Source organism: Kribbella sp. NPDC050459, assembly GCF_040655315.1.
Classification (GTDB): Bacteria; Actinomycetota; Actinomycetes; order Propionibacteriales; family Kribbellaceae; genus Kribbella.
In genome coordinates, this window is sequence record NZ_JBFAJQ010000016.1 from 1 (window position 1) to 15,572 (window position 15,572).

At 70.5% G+C, this 15,572-nt stretch carries 14 protein-coding genes; 2 read left to right on the plus strand and 12 right to left on the minus strand.

Going from position 1 to position 15,572, the window contains the following annotated elements; translation table 11 throughout:
• Positions 1–690: 690 nt before the first annotated feature.
• From AB0I12_RS36020 to AB0I12_RS36055, 8 genes are all read right to left on the minus strand, one after another.
• The gene (locus tag AB0I12_RS36020; protein ID WP_359938753.1) at positions 691–2,295 is read right to left on the minus strand and encodes a DUF222 domain-containing protein; all 1,605 of its coding nucleotides are present in this window, start codon (positions 2,293–2,295) and stop codon (positions 691–693) included.
• Positions 2,296–2,393: 98 nt separating this feature from the next.
• Positions 2,394–2,591, minus strand: coding sequence for a hypothetical protein (locus AB0I12_RS36025; protein ID WP_359938755.1), 198 nt, complete (start codon positions 2,589–2,591; stop codon positions 2,394–2,396).
• A 611-nt stretch (positions 2,592–3,202) separates the two neighbouring features.
• Complete coding sequence (locus AB0I12_RS36030) at positions 3,203–4,201, minus strand: hydroxyacid dehydrogenase (protein ID WP_359938758.1); 999 nt, start codon at positions 4,199–4,201, stop codon at positions 3,203–3,205.
• Positions 4,202–4,368: 167 nt separating this feature from the next.
• On the minus strand, positions 4,369–5,568 hold the full coding sequence (locus tag AB0I12_RS36035; RefSeq protein ID WP_359938761.1) for an MFS transporter: 1,200 nt from the start codon (positions 5,566–5,568) through the stop codon (positions 4,369–4,371).
• On the minus strand, positions 5,565–6,773 hold the full coding sequence (locus AB0I12_RS36040; protein WP_359938764.1) for an MFS transporter: 1,209 nt from the start codon (positions 6,771–6,773) through the stop codon (positions 5,565–5,567). The genes AB0I12_RS36035 and AB0I12_RS36040 overlap by 4 nt, the downstream gene beginning before the upstream one ends.
• 87 nt (positions 6,774–6,860) lie before the next feature.
• Entirely contained in the window at positions 6,861–7,766 is a 906-nt protein-coding gene (locus AB0I12_RS36045) for a hypothetical protein (RefSeq protein ID WP_359938767.1), read from the minus strand.
• Positions 7,763–8,359, minus strand: coding sequence for a sigma-70 family RNA polymerase sigma factor (locus AB0I12_RS36050; RefSeq protein ID WP_359938770.1), 597 nt, complete (start codon positions 8,357–8,359; stop codon positions 7,763–7,765). The genes AB0I12_RS36045 and AB0I12_RS36050 overlap by 4 nt, the downstream gene beginning before the upstream one ends.
• 31 nt (positions 8,360–8,390) lie before the next feature.
• Complete coding sequence (locus AB0I12_RS36055; RefSeq protein WP_359938772.1) at positions 8,391–9,443, minus strand: pyridoxal-phosphate dependent enzyme; 1,053 nt, start codon at positions 9,441–9,443, stop codon at positions 8,391–8,393.
• Positions 9,444–9,608: 165 nt separating this feature from the next.
• On the opposite strand from AB0I12_RS36055, the gene AB0I12_RS36060 reads away from it, so the two are divergent.
• Positions 9,609–10,172 carry a helix-turn-helix domain-containing protein gene (locus tag AB0I12_RS36060; protein ID WP_359938775.1) on the plus strand — a complete coding sequence of 188 codons (564 nt, stop codon included), beginning with the start codon at positions 9,609–9,611 and terminating at the stop codon, positions 10,170–10,172.
• Here the strand turns inward: AB0I12_RS36060 and AB0I12_RS36065 are convergent.
• Together AB0I12_RS36065 and AB0I12_RS36070 are read right to left on the minus strand one after the other, a co-directional pair.
• Positions 10,130–11,092 carry a helix-turn-helix transcriptional regulator gene (locus AB0I12_RS36065; RefSeq protein WP_359938778.1) on the minus strand — a complete coding sequence of 321 codons (963 nt, stop codon included), beginning with the start codon at positions 11,090–11,092 and terminating at the stop codon, positions 10,130–10,132. The two genes, AB0I12_RS36060 and AB0I12_RS36065, sit on opposite strands and share 43 nt — an antisense overlap.
• Positions 11,093–11,176: 84 nt before the next feature.
• Positions 11,177–12,139, minus strand: coding sequence for a glycoside hydrolase family 6 protein (locus tag AB0I12_RS36070; RefSeq protein WP_359938781.1), 963 nt, complete (start codon positions 12,137–12,139; stop codon positions 11,177–11,179).
• Positions 12,140–12,365: 226 nt separating this feature from the next.
• Between AB0I12_RS36070 and AB0I12_RS36075 the strand changes: the two genes are divergently transcribed.
• Entirely contained in the window at positions 12,366–13,235 is an 870-nt protein-coding gene (locus tag AB0I12_RS36075; RefSeq protein WP_359938784.1) for an NAD(P)H-binding protein, read from the plus strand.
• Here the strand turns inward: AB0I12_RS36075 and AB0I12_RS36080 are convergent.
• Together AB0I12_RS36080 and AB0I12_RS36085 are read right to left on the minus strand one after the other, a co-directional pair.
• Entirely contained in the window at positions 13,228–13,677 is a 450-nt protein-coding gene (locus AB0I12_RS36080; protein ID WP_359938787.1) for a MarR family transcriptional regulator, read from the minus strand. The genes AB0I12_RS36075 and AB0I12_RS36080 overlap by 8 nt on opposite strands.
• 48 nt (positions 13,678–13,725) lie before the next feature.
• Positions 13,726–15,522, minus strand: coding sequence for a bifunctional metallophosphatase/5'-nucleotidase (locus AB0I12_RS36085; RefSeq protein ID WP_359938790.1), 1,797 nt, complete (start codon positions 15,520–15,522; stop codon positions 13,726–13,728).
• Positions 15,523–15,572: the final 50 nt, after the last annotated feature.

Below are 15,572 nucleotides of genomic sequence, written 5' to 3' on the forward strand. Positions count from 1 at the left end.
CAGCTCAGAGGCTCGTGTTGGCCTTTCAGGCAAGAGATTGGCAGGAGGTTGAGAGTGGTGGCCGGCTTCGGCGGTCAGTCGTAGGTTTGTCTGCGCGATGTGAGCGCCCACCTGCTCGTACGCCGCCCCCACCAGCTCCCTGACCCTGCGGGCAGCCCGGTTCCGCCCTCGTCGACAACCCAAGTCCGTCTTCGTGGCGTCCGGCTCCAGTTCAGAGGCTCGTGTTGGCCTTTCAGGCAAGAGATTGGCAGGAGATTGAGAGTGGTGGCCGGCGTCGGCGGTCAGTCGTAGGTTTGTCTGCGCGACCTGAGCGCCTCCTTGCTCGTGCGCCGCTTCCATCACCACCGTGACCCCGCGGGCAGCCCGGTTCCGCCCTCGTCGACAGCCCAAGTCCGTCTTCGTGGCAGCCCTGTTCCGCACTTGCGGCGGCCGGCTCGGGGTTCGCTACGAGCGGTGGAGGACAGACGCCGGGCAGGACACTCGGGGGTGCGGGTGTGGCCGGCGAGGCACGACGTGGAGGCGGGTCCGTCCGCGAGCGGGGCGGACCCCTCACCTGTTCGGTGTGGCGACGAGACGGGCCGCCCGCTGCCGGAGGCGGCTGGAAGGATTCCGCCGTCTCCGGACCCCGCCGCAGCACAACGGCCTCCTGCCCGCTTGCCTGCGGACAGGAGGTTGTTGTGTTCTCTGGTCTCAGCCGGTGGCTGCGAAGTCGGCCGCTTGCTGGAGGGCAGCCGCGTCGGCCCGCCATCGCGAGCGGTCGGCGACGGTCTCCACCGCGACGCCCTCGGACACCCGCAGGCCGGCCTCGGCGACCCCGCTGGGGCCGCTGGGCTCGGTGCGCTCGGTGGGCTCGGACTGCCGTGAGCCTGTCGCGTTGTCTGGTGGCCGGGCGCGCGGAGGCGCGGTGCGTCGCGCTGCGGCGGGGGCGGGTGCGGGTTCGGCCCAGCTGGGGCGGCGTACGTGGACGATGCCGTTGGTGATGGTGATGTGCCAGCGGCCCCTGTGCAGGTCGACGTGGTGGCGGCGGCAGAGCAGCGCCAGGTTGTCGACCTTGGTGTCGCCGCCGTCGATCCAGGAGATCAGGTGGTGGGCGTCGCACATGATTGGCGGGGCTCCGCAGACCACGCAGCCGCGGTCGCGGGCGTCCAGGGCGCGGCGCATCGCCCCGGTGACCAGCCGCACGCGGCGCCCGACGTCGAGCGGTTCGGAGTTCGAGCCGAGCACCAGCGGGATGATGTTCGCGTCACAGGCCAGCCGCCGGATTGTCCCGGCCGACAGCCCGTCGCTGTAGACCGTGTGGCCGATCGCGTCCGCGGTGGCGGACCTGAGGACTTCGAGGTCGATCGTGACGGTGATGTTCGCCTTCGCGCCGTACCTGGCCACCCGACCGCCCGTGCCCGCGGCGCCGGCGGTGTGCCCTGTATCGGCGGTGCTCGCGGCGTTCTCGGTGCCCGTGGTGGGGCCCGTGGTGGGGCCGGGTGTGGGGCCGGTGGTGGCCCACACGGCGGCGGCGATGCTCAACGCATCCGACAGCGCGTCGGCCTGGCGCTTGTCACGCGGCCGCGGGTCGTGGTCACCGTCCACGGTCTTGTGCGGGCGGGCACCGGCATGCACGACCGCGCGCAGGAGTTCGGCGTTCTCGTTGGCCAGGAACCCCTTGAACTTCACGCCGTTGTCGGCAGCCGACAGCGTCAGGGACTCGCGTTCATACGCCTTCAGTTCCTCGGGTTCGGGGCCGTCGGAGTCCAGTAGGTCGGCGATCTCCTTGGCGGCGGTGCGCAGTTCGCCGGGCGACAGGTGACCGGCCAGCCCGACCAGCTGTTCCGCGGCTGCGTCCAGGTGCTCCACCGGGACCCGCGACCGGACCCGGTCGAGACCGAACACGATCGCGGCCGCCTGCGCCGGCCGCAGCAGCCAGCCATCACCAGCACCGTCGCCAGATCCGCTGTCGTCTGGTACGCCGTCCCCGGATCCGCTGTCGGGTGCGGCGGTCGTGGCGGGGGCGGGCGAGGCGGTGCGGTCGAGGGCGGTGGCTACGGCCGGGTAGTGCGGGGCGGTCTGGGCGAGGCGGAGGGTGCGGCGGGCGGCCGGTGGGTCGAGGCGGTAGCGGAAGCGCAGGAGTTCGGCGGTGTCGCGGGCGCCGAGCTCCTGCGCGTATCCGGTGGACTCGATGGCGGCGATCACGCTCAGCCGGTAGGCCTCCAGGCGGGCGAGCTCGGCTTCGAGGGTGTCGAGGGTGGACAGCAGTTCGCTGCCACTCATCGACCACACTGGCCGCTCGCCTAGAAGTTCCATGCCACTGACTCTAGACGGCGCCACCGACAGTTTCCGAGCCGGATTCCCCTTATTTTGTGGGCTGTTTGTGGGCCCACACCAGCAAACACCACCAGCCCTCAGGACTCAGGGCCCGGCGGGCTGGTCGACCCGCCACGGGAGAAGAATTGCAGGCCGTCAGGCGCGCTGCCGCCGGCTGTCTGCGCGGTTCCCGGTCGTACCAGGGTCCCGTCGACCAGCAGGTCGCGATTGGCGAACACGCTGGACAACTCGGGTTCGTGCTGGCAGAGCACTTGGTCGAGCCGCGGCATGATCACCGGTAGATCCGCGACGCCTCTGGATACCCTCGGCTGAGTGACGCTGGCTGCCAGGACCTTCTGAGGCTGTACCAGCACGACCTGCTGGCCGGCCCAGAACCCGTCGCCGGGCTTCGAGGAGCTCGAAGGGCGGCCTGACCAACCGGTGATCTCGTCGCGATCGAGCCCGAGTGGAGACTGATACCGCCTCGACCCACCTGTAGGAAGTTGCTGAAGCGTGGTAACTCCAAGTCTCCTGCCGCGGTGGGTCGATTCCTGTTCCCTGCGCTGACTGTCACTGGCCCGGCAAACCCAGACACGCACCCAACTCCCGCTCTATCTTCTCTGTTCTTCTTCTCTTGAGGACCCTCTGCGACATCTCTCTCGCGATCGCCAACGCAGCAAAGGCGGCCCACACCACCTCGACGGTCTCCACCGCCAGGCCCTCCGCATGGCCTCGACGGCGATCTGCTGATCAACTCCTCCGCGCCAGCGCGGCCACGGCGGGCCGCTCCGGCGGGCTCTCGGCGGCGGGCTCTGATCAGTTCGTCTGCGCCAGCGACCACGGCTGCCCACCCGCTCGAGCGACTGCACCGGCGGGGGTTGCAGGTGGTGTTGGCGAGGGCTGCTGGTTAGCCCATTCGGGCCAGGGCGGCCTGGGTCAGCTCGTACTGGAGGGGGCGGCCGGATGCATAGTGTTCGATCTCGTTGATGGTGATTTCGCCCATCTCGAAGTAGCACTCGACGGTGGCGGCGGCCTGGTGGGGTGTGAGGAGGACGTTGGGTAGGCCGCGGAACGGGTTGTCGGGTGGGAGGGGTTCCTCGTCGAAGACGTCCAGGGCGGCGTCGATCCGTCCGGTGCGGAGTTCCTCGAGCAGTGCGGCGGTGTCGACCAGCCAGGAGCGGGCGGTGTTGATCAGCGCGGCGCCGTCCGGCATCAGTGCGAGTTCGCGGGCGCCGATCATGTGGTGGGTCTCGGGCAGGGTCGGCGCGTGCAGGGCGACGACCCGGCTGGTGCGCAGCAGTTCGTCCAGCGCGGTACGACGTACGCCGAGTTCGGCCGCCCGCTCGTCGGTGAGATAGGGATCGTGGACGACGACCTCATGAGTCTGCAGCGCGACGAGCATCCGGATGTACTCGACACCGGTCCGGGACGCCCCGACGACGCCGATCCGCGACGCCGTCAGGCCGTGCTGCGGAGGTACGGCGCTCCGCCACGCACCGGCGTGCATCTGGTGATCGAACCGCTGGAGGCGGTGCAGCATGCTCAACGTGAACGCCAGTGACACCTCGGCGACCGGCTCCGCCATCGCCTGACCCGCCTGTGTGATCCGCAGCCCGCGCCGGAACACCTCCTCGGTGACGAAATGCTTCACCGAGGACGCACTGTGCGCGATCAGCCGCAACCGCTCTGCGTGATCGAGCACCGCCGCGGTGAGCGGCGTCGCACCCCACGACGTGATCAGTACGTCGGCCCCGGGCAGCGCCGCCGTCAACGCGTCCGCATCGCCCGGATCGTCCAGGACGACAACCTCCCCGAGCGCCTCCAGCCGCGCCATACTCGACGGCGCGAACACCATCTCCCGGTACGACGGGGTCGCCGCCAGCACGATGCGCAGGTTTCCGGTCATGGCCGAATTGTAGGCCCTGTCTGGTGGTCCATCGCCTACTGCGGGGCACTCGGCACGGCACCTCGCCGCACGAGTGCAAAGGCCACGATGCTCCGCATCGAGACCTTCGCCCCCGCGCGCCGATGCACCGCACCGAGCACCTCCTCGCTACGGCGCTGGACCACCAGTCAGGACCTAGGCACGCGGGAAACCGTCAGCTGCAGTACCAGCGTGGCGGCGAGGACGACGGCCGCGATGCCGAGCAGATCGTGCGGTGCGGACCCGGCCGTGAGCGCGAGCCCGCCGAGGGCGCTGCCGAGCGCGGACCCGAGCGAGATCGCGCTCCCGTTCAGCGCCATCAGGATCGCCGGGGACTCGGGCGCGAGGCCGGCGAGGCGGACCTGCTGCGGTACGGCGGCGCCGCCGTTGCCGATGCCCTGGGCGAAGAACCAGCTCACGGCGATGACGGCGAGCGCGGCGGCCGAGGTGAGCATCAGGCCGGCCATTCCGAGAATCGAGTTCAGCAGCAGGAAGACCAGGACGACGGTGAGGACGCGCGGTGCGGCGAAGCGGTCGGCCAGCCGGCCGGTGACGGCGTTCCCCAGCGCACTGGCGACGCCGTACCCGAACATGATCACGACGATCATCCAGCCGGCCGGGAAGGACGGGCCGAGGATCAGGACGGCGTACGTGAAGCAGGTGAAACTGCCGGTCAGGATGCCGGTGGTGACGAGCAGCGCGCCGACCAGCCGGGGTCTGGCGAGCGGCCGAAGCTGGTCGGTGAGCCGCGCGGCCGGGAGTTGCCGGCGGGGAAGGCCGCGCAGGATGCCGGCCAGCGCGACGACGCCCATCGCGGCGACCAGGATCATCGGGTAGCGCCAGCTGGACTGCCCGATCAGCAGCCCGAACGGTACGCCGAGGGCGGTCGCGGTCAGCAACCCGCCGAGCACGAACGACAACGCCTTCCCGCGGTGCCGGACCGGCGTCACAGCGATCACGTAGCCGCTCACGGCAGCGTTGAGCAGGCAGGCGCCGAGCGCCGCCAGCACCCGGCCGGCGAACGCGATCGGGTACGTCGTCGCGAGCCCGACGACGAGGTTGCCGAGCACGAACACAGCCAGCGCGACGGCGATCGTCGTCCGCCGCTCCCACCGCGAGGTCAGCGCTCCGAGCACCGGCCCGGCGAATGCCGCGGTCAGCGCGAAGGCGGACATCAACTGGCCCGCGGCCGCCACACTCACGTGCAGGTCCTCGGCGATGCTCGGCAGCAACCCGGTCAGCACGTAGCCGTCGATCCCCATCGAGAAGGTCGCGACCGCCAGCCAGGCCAACGGCCGGTACGAGAACTCCTGATCCGCATCCGTTTCAGCGGCGCACGTCTCCGTCACCCGACGGCGGCTTTGGAGGCACGGGTGACGAGCGCATGCAGTCCGACGGTGAGCGCCAGTACGACGGCGGAGACACCGAGCAGGCCGTTCGGCGCCGCGCCCGCGGTCAGTGCGACACCGCCCAGGCCGCTGCCGAGCGCCGATCCGAGCGAGATCGCGCTGCCGTTGAGCGCCATCACGATCGCGGCCGAGTCCGGCGCCATCTGCGCCAGCCGGGCCTGCTGCGGCACGGCCGCGCCGCCGTTGCCGACACCGGCCGAGAAGAACCAGATCAGCCCCCAGACGGCCGCGACGACAGCCGGCGCGAACATCAGCGCGATCATGCCCAGGACGGCGTTCAGCAGCAGCCCGACGAGTACGACGGTCAGCACCCGCAGCGCGGTGAACTTGTCGACCAGCCGGCCCGTCACCGCGTTGCCGGCCATGCTCGAGACGCCGTACCCGAACATGATCAGGATGATCGCCCACTCGGCGTGGAAGTGCGGGCCGAGGATCAGCGTCGCGTACGTGAAGCAGGCGTAGCTGCTGCACAGGATGCCGGTGGTGACGAGCAGCCCGGCGACCAGCCGCGGCTGCCCGAGCGGGCGGAGGCGCTCGACCAGGGTCCCGCCCGGCAGATGCAGTTGGGGCAGCCGGAGCATGATGCCGAGCAGCGCGATGGTGCCGACGGCCGCGACCAGGATCATCGGGAACCGCCAGCTGGACTGCCCGAGGACCAGCCCGATCGGTACGCCGAGCGCGGTCGCGGTCATCCAGCCGCCGAGCACGAACGACAACGCCTTGCCGTGGTGCCGGACCGGCGTCAGCGCGATCACGTAGCCGGTGACCGCGGCGTTCAGCAGACTGCCGCCCAGCGCGGACAGCACCCGGCCGCCGAGCGCCATCGGGTAGTTCGCGGCGAGCCCGACGACCAGGTTGCCGAGCACGAACACCCCGAGCGACAGCACGATCGTCGTCCGGCGCTCCCACCGCGACGTCAGTGTGCCGAGGACGGGGCCCGCCAGCGCGGCGGTGAACGCGAACACCGACATCAGCTGGCCCGCGGCCGCCGGTGTGACCTCGAGGTCGCCCGCGATCTGCGGCAGCAGTCCGGCCAGCACGTAGCCGTCGATGCCCATCGAGAACGTCGCGACCGCCAGCCAGATGAACGGGCGGTAGGAGAAGTCCCGCCCCTCCGCCGCGTCGGCGGGTCGCGTTTCCGTCATCTGCCAATCTCACCCCGAGCGGATCGCCCTCGGCAAGAGGAATCTGATCAAATCTGCAGAAAACGACCCAGCTACGATCACCGACGGTCAGGACGGCCAGCGGTACTCGACACACTCCGGCTTCACCGGCGGACTCGGCGTGAACGTCTTCCGGCCGTTCGGCAGCGTGACGCTCATGTAGGGACAGGTGATCGGGGCGGCGGTCGGGTTCGGCCCGCTGTCGGTGAAGAGCAGGCCGCCCGCGGCGTCGTACCCGCGCACCACGAAGTCCCCGCGGCCGGGGTCGTCGGCGTCGTACGGGCCCCAGTTGGTGCGGCCGACGGTCGGCGCGAACCAAAACCCGTCCTGCAGGAGCGCCTCGACCGGCTGCTGCCCCTTCGGCTGCACGGTGACCCGGGCGACCGTCCTCGTGTAAACGCCCGCGTTGCGCGCGATCCGCATCCCGGGCGCGCCGCTCAGGATGGCGCCCGGTGAGAACCGGATGCTGGGCTCACTGATCAGGCCGCCGGCCGTGCGACTGCACAGCCAGTACGCCGGATGGCTCCTCTCGGGCATCGGATGCCGGCCGATCGTCGGATACGTCTGGAGGCCGGAGCCGATCAGCCAGGTGCTGACGACGTCCGGATCCTTCACGTCGGTGAACTCGAAGGCCTTCACCACCTTGTAGTCCGTGAACGGGTGCGGCAGGGACTTGCTCGTGATCCGGTTCGCCTCGGCCAGGCATTGGGAACGCAGCGCGTCGGTCTCGGAGGCCGTCAATGCCCTGACGGCGTGCGGCCCGCCCGCGGGCGGCGCGGCCTCGGTGCGGAACGCCCGGACGCCGAGCGCGAGGCCGGCCACCACCGCGAGCACCGCCGCGGCCGCGAGCGCCGGGGCCAGGATCCGCCGGCGTGGGGGCTCGGACTCGATCGCCGCCAGCAGGTCGGCGCGCATCCGCTCGTGCGTCCCGGGTGGCAGCGGCCGGTCGGGCCGGCGGGTGAGCAACTCGTTCATGACAGGTTCTCCAAGGACTCCGACGGTACGGCGACGCTGAGATCGCGAAGGCGCTTGCGGGCCCGGGCCAGCCGGGACTTCACGGTGCCGAGCGGTACGTCGAGTGCGACGGCCGCGGACTGTGCGTCGAGGCCGCTCCAGAAGCACAGCTCGACGATCTCCTGCTCGTGCCGCGGCAACGTCCGCAGCAGCTCCCGCAACCGCTGTGCGTCCCGCTCGTCGTCGATCCGGGCAGCCACCCGGTCGGCGTGATCCGGCTCGTCCGTCGCCGGTACCTGCCGGTTGAGGTTGAGCCATCGGAACCGTTGCCGGCGCCGCTCGTTGCGCACCACGAAGTCGGCAGTCCGCAACAACCACGGCAACGCCGAGTCGTGCACCAGCACAACCTCGCTGCGCCGCCGCCACGCGTGCAGGAACACCAGCGAGGTCAGGTCCTCGGCATCACTCCACGACCCGATCCGCCGGAACACGAAGTTGTACACGGCCGTGGCATGCCGATCGAACAGGACGCCGAACACCTCCGGCTCCCCGCCCGCACCCCGCCGCCACAACTCCTCGTCGCCCACCGCCACCTCCGGATCGTCCGCATTCACCCGGTATGTGTCCCGGCCCGGGAGCCGAGGTTCATCGTTCGGTGTTGACGAGAATGACGGCGGTGGGCGGGCGCAGCTCGGTTGCCTGGAGGGCGGCGAGAGTGGCGGCGCCGCAGGGGCCGGTGTGGACGTGGTGGGAGTGCAGCAGGGCCTGGGCGGCGCGGGTCTCGGCGTCGGTGACGGCGACGGCGGCGTCGAGACCGTTCCGGATGGCGGGCCAGGCGATGGTGGAGACGGTCCCGCAGTTGAGGCCGGCCATGATCGTCGGGGCGGACGTGTCGACGGTGACCGGGTGCCCGGCGGCGAGGGACTCGGTGACGCAGGCGGCGGTGACCGGCTCGGCGGCGAGGATCGACGTACGGCGGCCTGGGGTCCGGTAGTGCTCGATGGCGGATTGGAGCAGCGAGCCGACGCCGGCCGGGACCACGACGAGCCCGATACCGGCCGGATGCTGTTCGTCGAGCTCCGCGAAGAGCGTCGAGTACCCGGCGACGATCGATCGCGGCACGTCCTCGTACCCGGGCCAGGCGGTGTCCTGGATGAGTACGTCGTCGGCGTGGACACTCGCCGCGGCAGCACGGACGGCGTCGTCGTACGACAGGTCAGTGCTCACGACGTCCGCGCCCTCGTCGCGGATCGCCTGCACCGGCTCCGCCGGCAGCCCGGCTGGGATGTAGATGCGCGACCTCAGCCCGAGCAGCCGCGCGAGGTACGCGAGCGCCCGCCCGTGGTTGCCGTCCGTCGCGGTCACCAGCGTGATCCGCCGGCCCGCGACCAGCGCGGCCAGTTCCGCGAAGGTCCGCGCCGGGCCGAGCGCCCGGTTGACCGCCCACGAAGCGCCGAGCACCTTGAACGCCGGCAGTCCGAACCGGTTCGACTCGTCCTTCACCCAGAGGCTCCCGACCCCGAGCGACCCGGCGAGGGCAGGCACCTCGACGAGCGGCGTCACGGCGTACCCGGGCATGCTCCGGTGGAACTCGAGCGCGGACTCCCGCACACCCGGCGCGATCCACCCCGCAGCCTCAGGGTTGGTTGCCCAGGGCCTCGGTCCGCGGAGGCCGGCCGTACGACGAGGTTCGTTCATGGTCCGAGTCTGCCGTGGGCGCAGCCGACGCCGGAATGCGAAGCCGCGCGCCGAGAGGCGAAGGCCGTGCTGGCGCTCCGGATCAGGGCGTGGGTCAATCGGGCTCAGCACGCCGACGGGTCGGGTCGACGCCCTGTCCCGCCGGCAACCTGGGGGAGGGCAGTGATGGACGGACTGGCCCAGCAGTATCGAGGCCGGCTGGAGGGGTTGCTCGGTGAGCCGGTGATGGTCGACGACCCGCTGATCACGACCGCGCAGGCCGCGGTCCTGCTCGGGGTGGCGCCGCAACGAGTCGCCGCGCTGGTCCGGGCCGGGCACCTGCCGGCCCGCTCCCGGACGCACCGCCGGCTGCTGCTGTCGGACGTGGTCCGGTGTGGTCTCGACCAGTGGATGTCGGTCGCGGAAGCGGGCGCCATGCTCGGGCTCGGGCAGACCGGCGTACGACGGCTGATCACGGCCGGACTGCTGGCCGCACACGGCAGGGAGCTGCCGCTGCGGCGCAACGACGTCGAGGTGCTGGCGGTGCTGCGCCGGGGCTGGCTGACCTTGTCGACGGCGGCGAGTGCGCTCGGGACGGAGGTCGACGACATTCAGCAGATGCTGCGCGGTCGTCGCCTCACACACACGTGCGACGTGGCCCGGCCGGTGTACCGGCACGAGATCGCCACCATGCTGACCGCGCGCCGTCAGCTGCTCTCGCGCAGCGTCGTCCCGGGGGACCGCCCGTAGGTTTCCCGGTAGTGGCGGGTGAACCACCCCGTCGACGTGAATCCCCAGCGGAGCGCGATCCCGGCGACCGTCTCGCCGGGCCCCGCGTCCTGAAGCTCGCGATGCGCGCGCTCCAGCCGCACCCGGCGCAGGTAGTCGCGGGGCGTGCAGCCGAGGTGCCGGCGGAAGGCGTACTGCAGCGCGCGAGCGCCGGTCCCAGCGGCCGACGCGATGTCCTCGATCGTGATCGGCCGGTCCGCGTTGGCGTCCACGAACGCGACCGCGCGGCGCAGGGTCGCCGTACCGACCGCTCCTGGGGACGCCACGTGCGTGAGCTGCATCGTGGCGTTCGGGAAGGCCGCGAGCATCGACGAGGCGACGTACTCGACCAGCTGGCCCGCGACCAACGGATGCTCGGCGACCGACGGTGCCGCGGCCAGGGTCCGCCGGACGAAGCCGGTGAGGACCTGCCAATGGGTGTTCATCGCCCGCGACACCGGCCGGCCGCCGACCGGCCAGAGGTCCTTCGGTACGACGTCGAAGTGGCGCGCCGCGGCGCGGGCGACGTCCTCCTGCCCGATGCGGATCACGACCCCCTCCAGCGGCTGTGACCGGAACTGCGTCCCGTCCTTGATCGAGTAGAGGAAGCTGTCGCCCGCGACGAGGGTGTGGTCGTCGATCCCCAGCCGGCCCTTCACAAGGCAGATCGCGGTGAGGTCCCACCACGGGTCGGTGACCGCGTCGAACCGCATCTGCATCCGGCACCGGTCAGCGCCGACGCCCGCGCACTCCGCCGTGCTCAGCGCAAGTGAGCCGCTGTCCGGATTCCTCCCGACCAAGCGCGTCCGGTTCGGGTAGATCTGGTTCAGCAACTGCATCGTCGCGTCGAGCCCGCTGCTGCGGACACTGTCCCGCCGCACTTCCACGGACCCAGGCGTCATCACGTATTCATACACCCGCGATTACGAGACGTGACAGCCTCAGAGCGTGTCTGCGGGCTGACCGAAGGTAGTTGACTCCTTCCGCTAGTTTCCGTTGATCAGGTGTACGGCGAGATCGGGGCTGAACGTGCCGGCCGGGATGCCGGCGCCGATGCCGCAGTCGCCGTCGGAGTCGCCGGGGACCTTGATCCACAACAGCATCTCGGCTCCGCCGCCGGTCTGGGCGGTGACGCCGAGCTTGCGGCCGGGCGGGTTGCACCAGTCGCTGCCCGCGCCGTTGCCGTTCCGGCTGGTGTCGACGACGAACGGCTTCGCCGCCGACAGGTGGCTGTTGACCGCGTTGCCGTAGCTCACCGTCTGCGCGGTGGTGTAGTAGTTCGAGACGTTGAGCGCGAAGCCGTGCGCGTTCGCCAGGCCCGCGCCGTTCAGCCGCTGCGCCATCACATCGGCGGCCACCCACCCGGCGTTGCCGCCGTCCAGGTACGCCCACGCGCTCGGGGCCAGATCCTTGAACTGCTGGACGGCGTAGCTGAGCATGCCGTTGCGCTCGGCGATCTGGTCCGCGTTCATGCAGTTGAAGTCACCGAGCGCGTCGGGCTCGATCACGACCACCGCCGGGCGGTTGCCGATGGCAACGGCGAAGTCGTGGATCCAGGTGCGGTACGCCGCCGGTGTGCCCGCGCCGCCGCCCGAGTGGCCGCCGCACGCGTCCCGGCCGGGGATGTTGTACGCGACCAGCACGGGCAGCTGGTCGGCGGCGTCCGCGGCCCCGACGAAGCTGCCGACCGCCGTGCCGATCGGGTTGCTCCAGTTGCCGAACCAGCGCGCCATCGGCTTGGACGCGATCGAGTTCTGGATCGCGGTCCGGCGGCTGTCGCCGGAGTTGTTGCGGACCCAGACGGCCGGGTTCGAGTTCGGGTCGACGTAGAAGCCGCTGGTCAGCTGGACGGGGTTGCCGGTGGTGGCGGCGCCGGCGCCCTGGTGGGCCGGGACGACCGCGGCGAGGGCGAGGCCGGCCGCGACCAGGCCTCTGAGGATCCATCGCATGTGCTGCTCCTGTCTCGAGATGGGGGCGGGTACTCCGGGAGCGCTTCCAGTTTTCGTGCCGTTCCCGATCGTGTCGGACCAGCCGCCGGTCGTCAACAGCCTGTGACTGGTCACCGGAAACTGCACACAACCTCAGTTCCCGCCTCCGAGAGCGCTTCCAATCTCGAGGAGTAGTTTGAGTCTTAGATAATATGAATCTCAAACGACCAAGACAGAGGAGCGGAGCATGAAGATCGTGGTGACCGGCGCGACCGGTCTGGTGGGCAGGCTGCTGGTCGGCCTGCTGAGGGAGTGCGAGGTCGAGATCCGCGCGGTCGCGCGGTCGTCGGCGACCTGGCCCACAGGGGTTGCGGGATTCACCGCGGACCTCGCCGAACCCGCGAAGCTGCTGCCGGTGCTGGACGGAGCCGACGCGCTGTTCGTGCATCCGCGCGCGGTGGGTGACAATGCCGGCAAGCTCCTGGCGCTGGCCGGTGAGGCAGGCGTACGACGCGTCGTGGTGCTGTCGGCGATCAACGTCGACGACGACCCGGCGTACCAGCCCTCGCGGCTGAACGGCGACCGCAACAAGGAAGTCGAGGAGGCCGTCGTCGCGAGCGGCCTGCCGTGGGTCGCCGTACGGTCGAGTTCGTTCGCGACCAACGTCATCGGGATGTTCGGCGCGCAGGTCCGCGACGGTGCCGTCGTCCGGGCGCCGTACGGCGACTTCGCGGAGGCGCTGATCCACGAGGCCGACCTGGTCGAGGTGATCGTCGAGGCGCTGACGAACGCGGACCTCACCGGTCGCCGGCTCCGCGTGACGGGGCCGCAGTCACTGACGCACGAGCAGCAGGTCGCTGTGCTCGCGGAGGTGCTCGGCCGGTCGCTCGTCTTCCAGGAAGTTCCGGCGCAGGCGGCCGTACAGGGAATGGTCGCGAACGGTCTGCGCGAGGAGTTCGTCACCGCGTTGATGAACCGGTACGAGCGCGGCGCCGGGCAACCGGCCGAGGTCACCGACGAGGTGCGGCGCGTCCTCGGCCGTCCGGCCCGGACCTTCGCGCAGTGGGTTGCCGACCACGCCGCTGTCTTCGGCGGTGTGTTCGGTGGTGTCAGGTAGCCGCGAGCTTCGCGGTGGACGTCTCGCCGGCTTCCGCGCAGCGGCGCAGGAAGCCGGCGATCAGGTCGAGCTCGTCCTCGGAGTACCCGGCGCAGATCCGGTCGACCGCGCTGTTCATCCCGCGGTACAGCTGGTAGACCTCGGCCGCGCGGGCCTTCACGACGCTGACCGTCACCCGCCGGCGGTCGGCCTGGTCACGGTCGCGGACGATCCAGCCGCCGCGCTCGAGCCGGTCCAGGATGCCGGTCATCGTGGCCGGGTGGATCCCGGAGCGCCGGGCCAGGACGCTCGGGGTGAGCGCCCCGTCCCGGGCGAGGACGTCCAGGCAGTCCAGCTCGGCGTCCTTCAGCGACAGCTGGTAGCCGACATGATGGTTCAGCAGCGCGAGCTGGACCCGCAGGTCCCGCAACGCGGTCCGGATCTCGGCACTGCGCTTCGGCATACTTCCGCTCTCGTATCATCCGAGTTTCAGATCATCTCGGACAGCAGCCTAGCTCACCGGAACCGCGCGGCCGAGCGGTGCGGGCGTGAGCACCGGGTGGGCGCGAAGGTAGGAGATGAAGCCTTCGTGGTCGCGGTCGTTGCGGACCGGGTCGGTGAAGCCCTTGAAGACCGTGGTCCCGTCGCCGCCGATCAGCGTGTAGGCCAAGGCGGCGACCCGGTAGTCGCGGTTCAGATCGAGCGGCGTCCCGTCGATCAGCACGGTGGCGGGGTCGACGCGCTGACCGATCGGCTTGGTCTTGTCGTAGCTGTAGCTGACGTTGTGCGACACCGCGAACGGCGCGAACTTCTCGGTCCCGTCGGCCTGCGGCACCCACTGGGCCTCGAAGGCGGCGTGCAACTGGGTGCCCGGCAGTGTCACGGTGAGGATCGGGTTGCCGTACCCGAAGGCGCCCCAGGCCTCGCCGAACAGCACCGTGCCGTCCTCGTCGGACGCATTGGTGCCCTTGGTGAACAGCAGGTCGCCGGTCACCGCGTTCGATCCGGAGACCGGCTTGACCGAGATCAGGGCCAGGTCGGCGCGGCCGTCGCGGTGCTGGTTCGCGTCCCAGTAGGCGAAGTCCGCGGCCAGGTTGCCCATCGTGCTCTCGCCCGATGTGTTCGGCGTCCGGGTGAAGTCGGCGGTGACCCGGGCCAGCGGCGTCGCGTACCGCTTCTTGCCCTGGGCGGTCCAGTAGTCGGCGATGTACTGCAGCTCCTCGTCGAGCGGTACGTCGCGGGAGTTCGCGTGGTTCGTCGAGCGGGTGAGCTCGCGGATCACCTCGCCGGTGCGCGGGTCCAGCTTGAGGTTGATCTCGTTGATCAGCGACCCGTGGTTGCCGGCCTCGACGACCGGCCGCGGTACGCCGTTCGGGTCCGGGACCATCATGTTGAACCGGCAGTGCCAGTGGCCGGTGACGATCGCGCAGATGTCCGCCGACGCGTTCGCGGCGAGCTGGAACACCGGCCCCGACGGGTTCGTGCCCGCGTTGTAGTCGTTGCCGGCGACGCCGCCGTCGTGGATGTTGATGACGATCGCGTTGACCCCGCGCTTCTTGAGCTGGGCGGCCAGCTTGTTCGCCTGCTCGAGGTCGGACAGCGACCGCAGCCCGGGCTGGTACGACGTGGAGCCGACCTCGCTGCCCACCAGGGTCAGATGGATGAACGCGATCGGCAGCTTCCGGCCGTGCCCCGCGTCGACCCACTCGATGTTGTACGGCGGGACGATCGTCTTGCCGGTGTCCGCATGCACGATGTTCGCGGTGTAGAAGCGGAAGTTCGCGCCCTGGAAGCGCTGCCCGGTCGAGTCGACGAAGTTGTCGTCGCGCCCGCTGACCGGGTACGGCTTGCCGCGCTCCATGTGGTCGACGAGGAACTCGACCGAGTGGTCGAGCTCGTGGTTGCCGACCGTGCTGAACTGCAGGCCCATCGCGTTCAGCGCCTCGATGGTCGGCTCGTTCGCGTGCGCGTCGACCTCGAACGGCCAGCCGTTGAAGTTGTCGCCGGAGGAGAAGAAGATCGAGTTCGGTTGGCCCTCGCGGAGCCGCTTCAGGTGCGTCGCGAGGTACCCGGCGCCGCCGACGGTGACCGGGACGCCGCCGGCGCCGGTGATCACGCTGCCCTGGCTGGGCGTCGTCGGCTGCAGGTAGCCGTGGAAGTCGGTGATGTTCAGCAGTTGCACGTCGATGTACTCCGAGGTGTCGTCGAGCGCGTGCGGCGTGGCGTAGGCGACGTCACCGACCGCGGTGGCGGTGGCGATCGCGCCGGTGGCGGTGAGGAACGTCCGGCGGCGGATCCGACTGTTCACGGCAAACCTGCTTCCTGGCGGGAGGGTGCGCGTTAGTGCGCAATTATCGC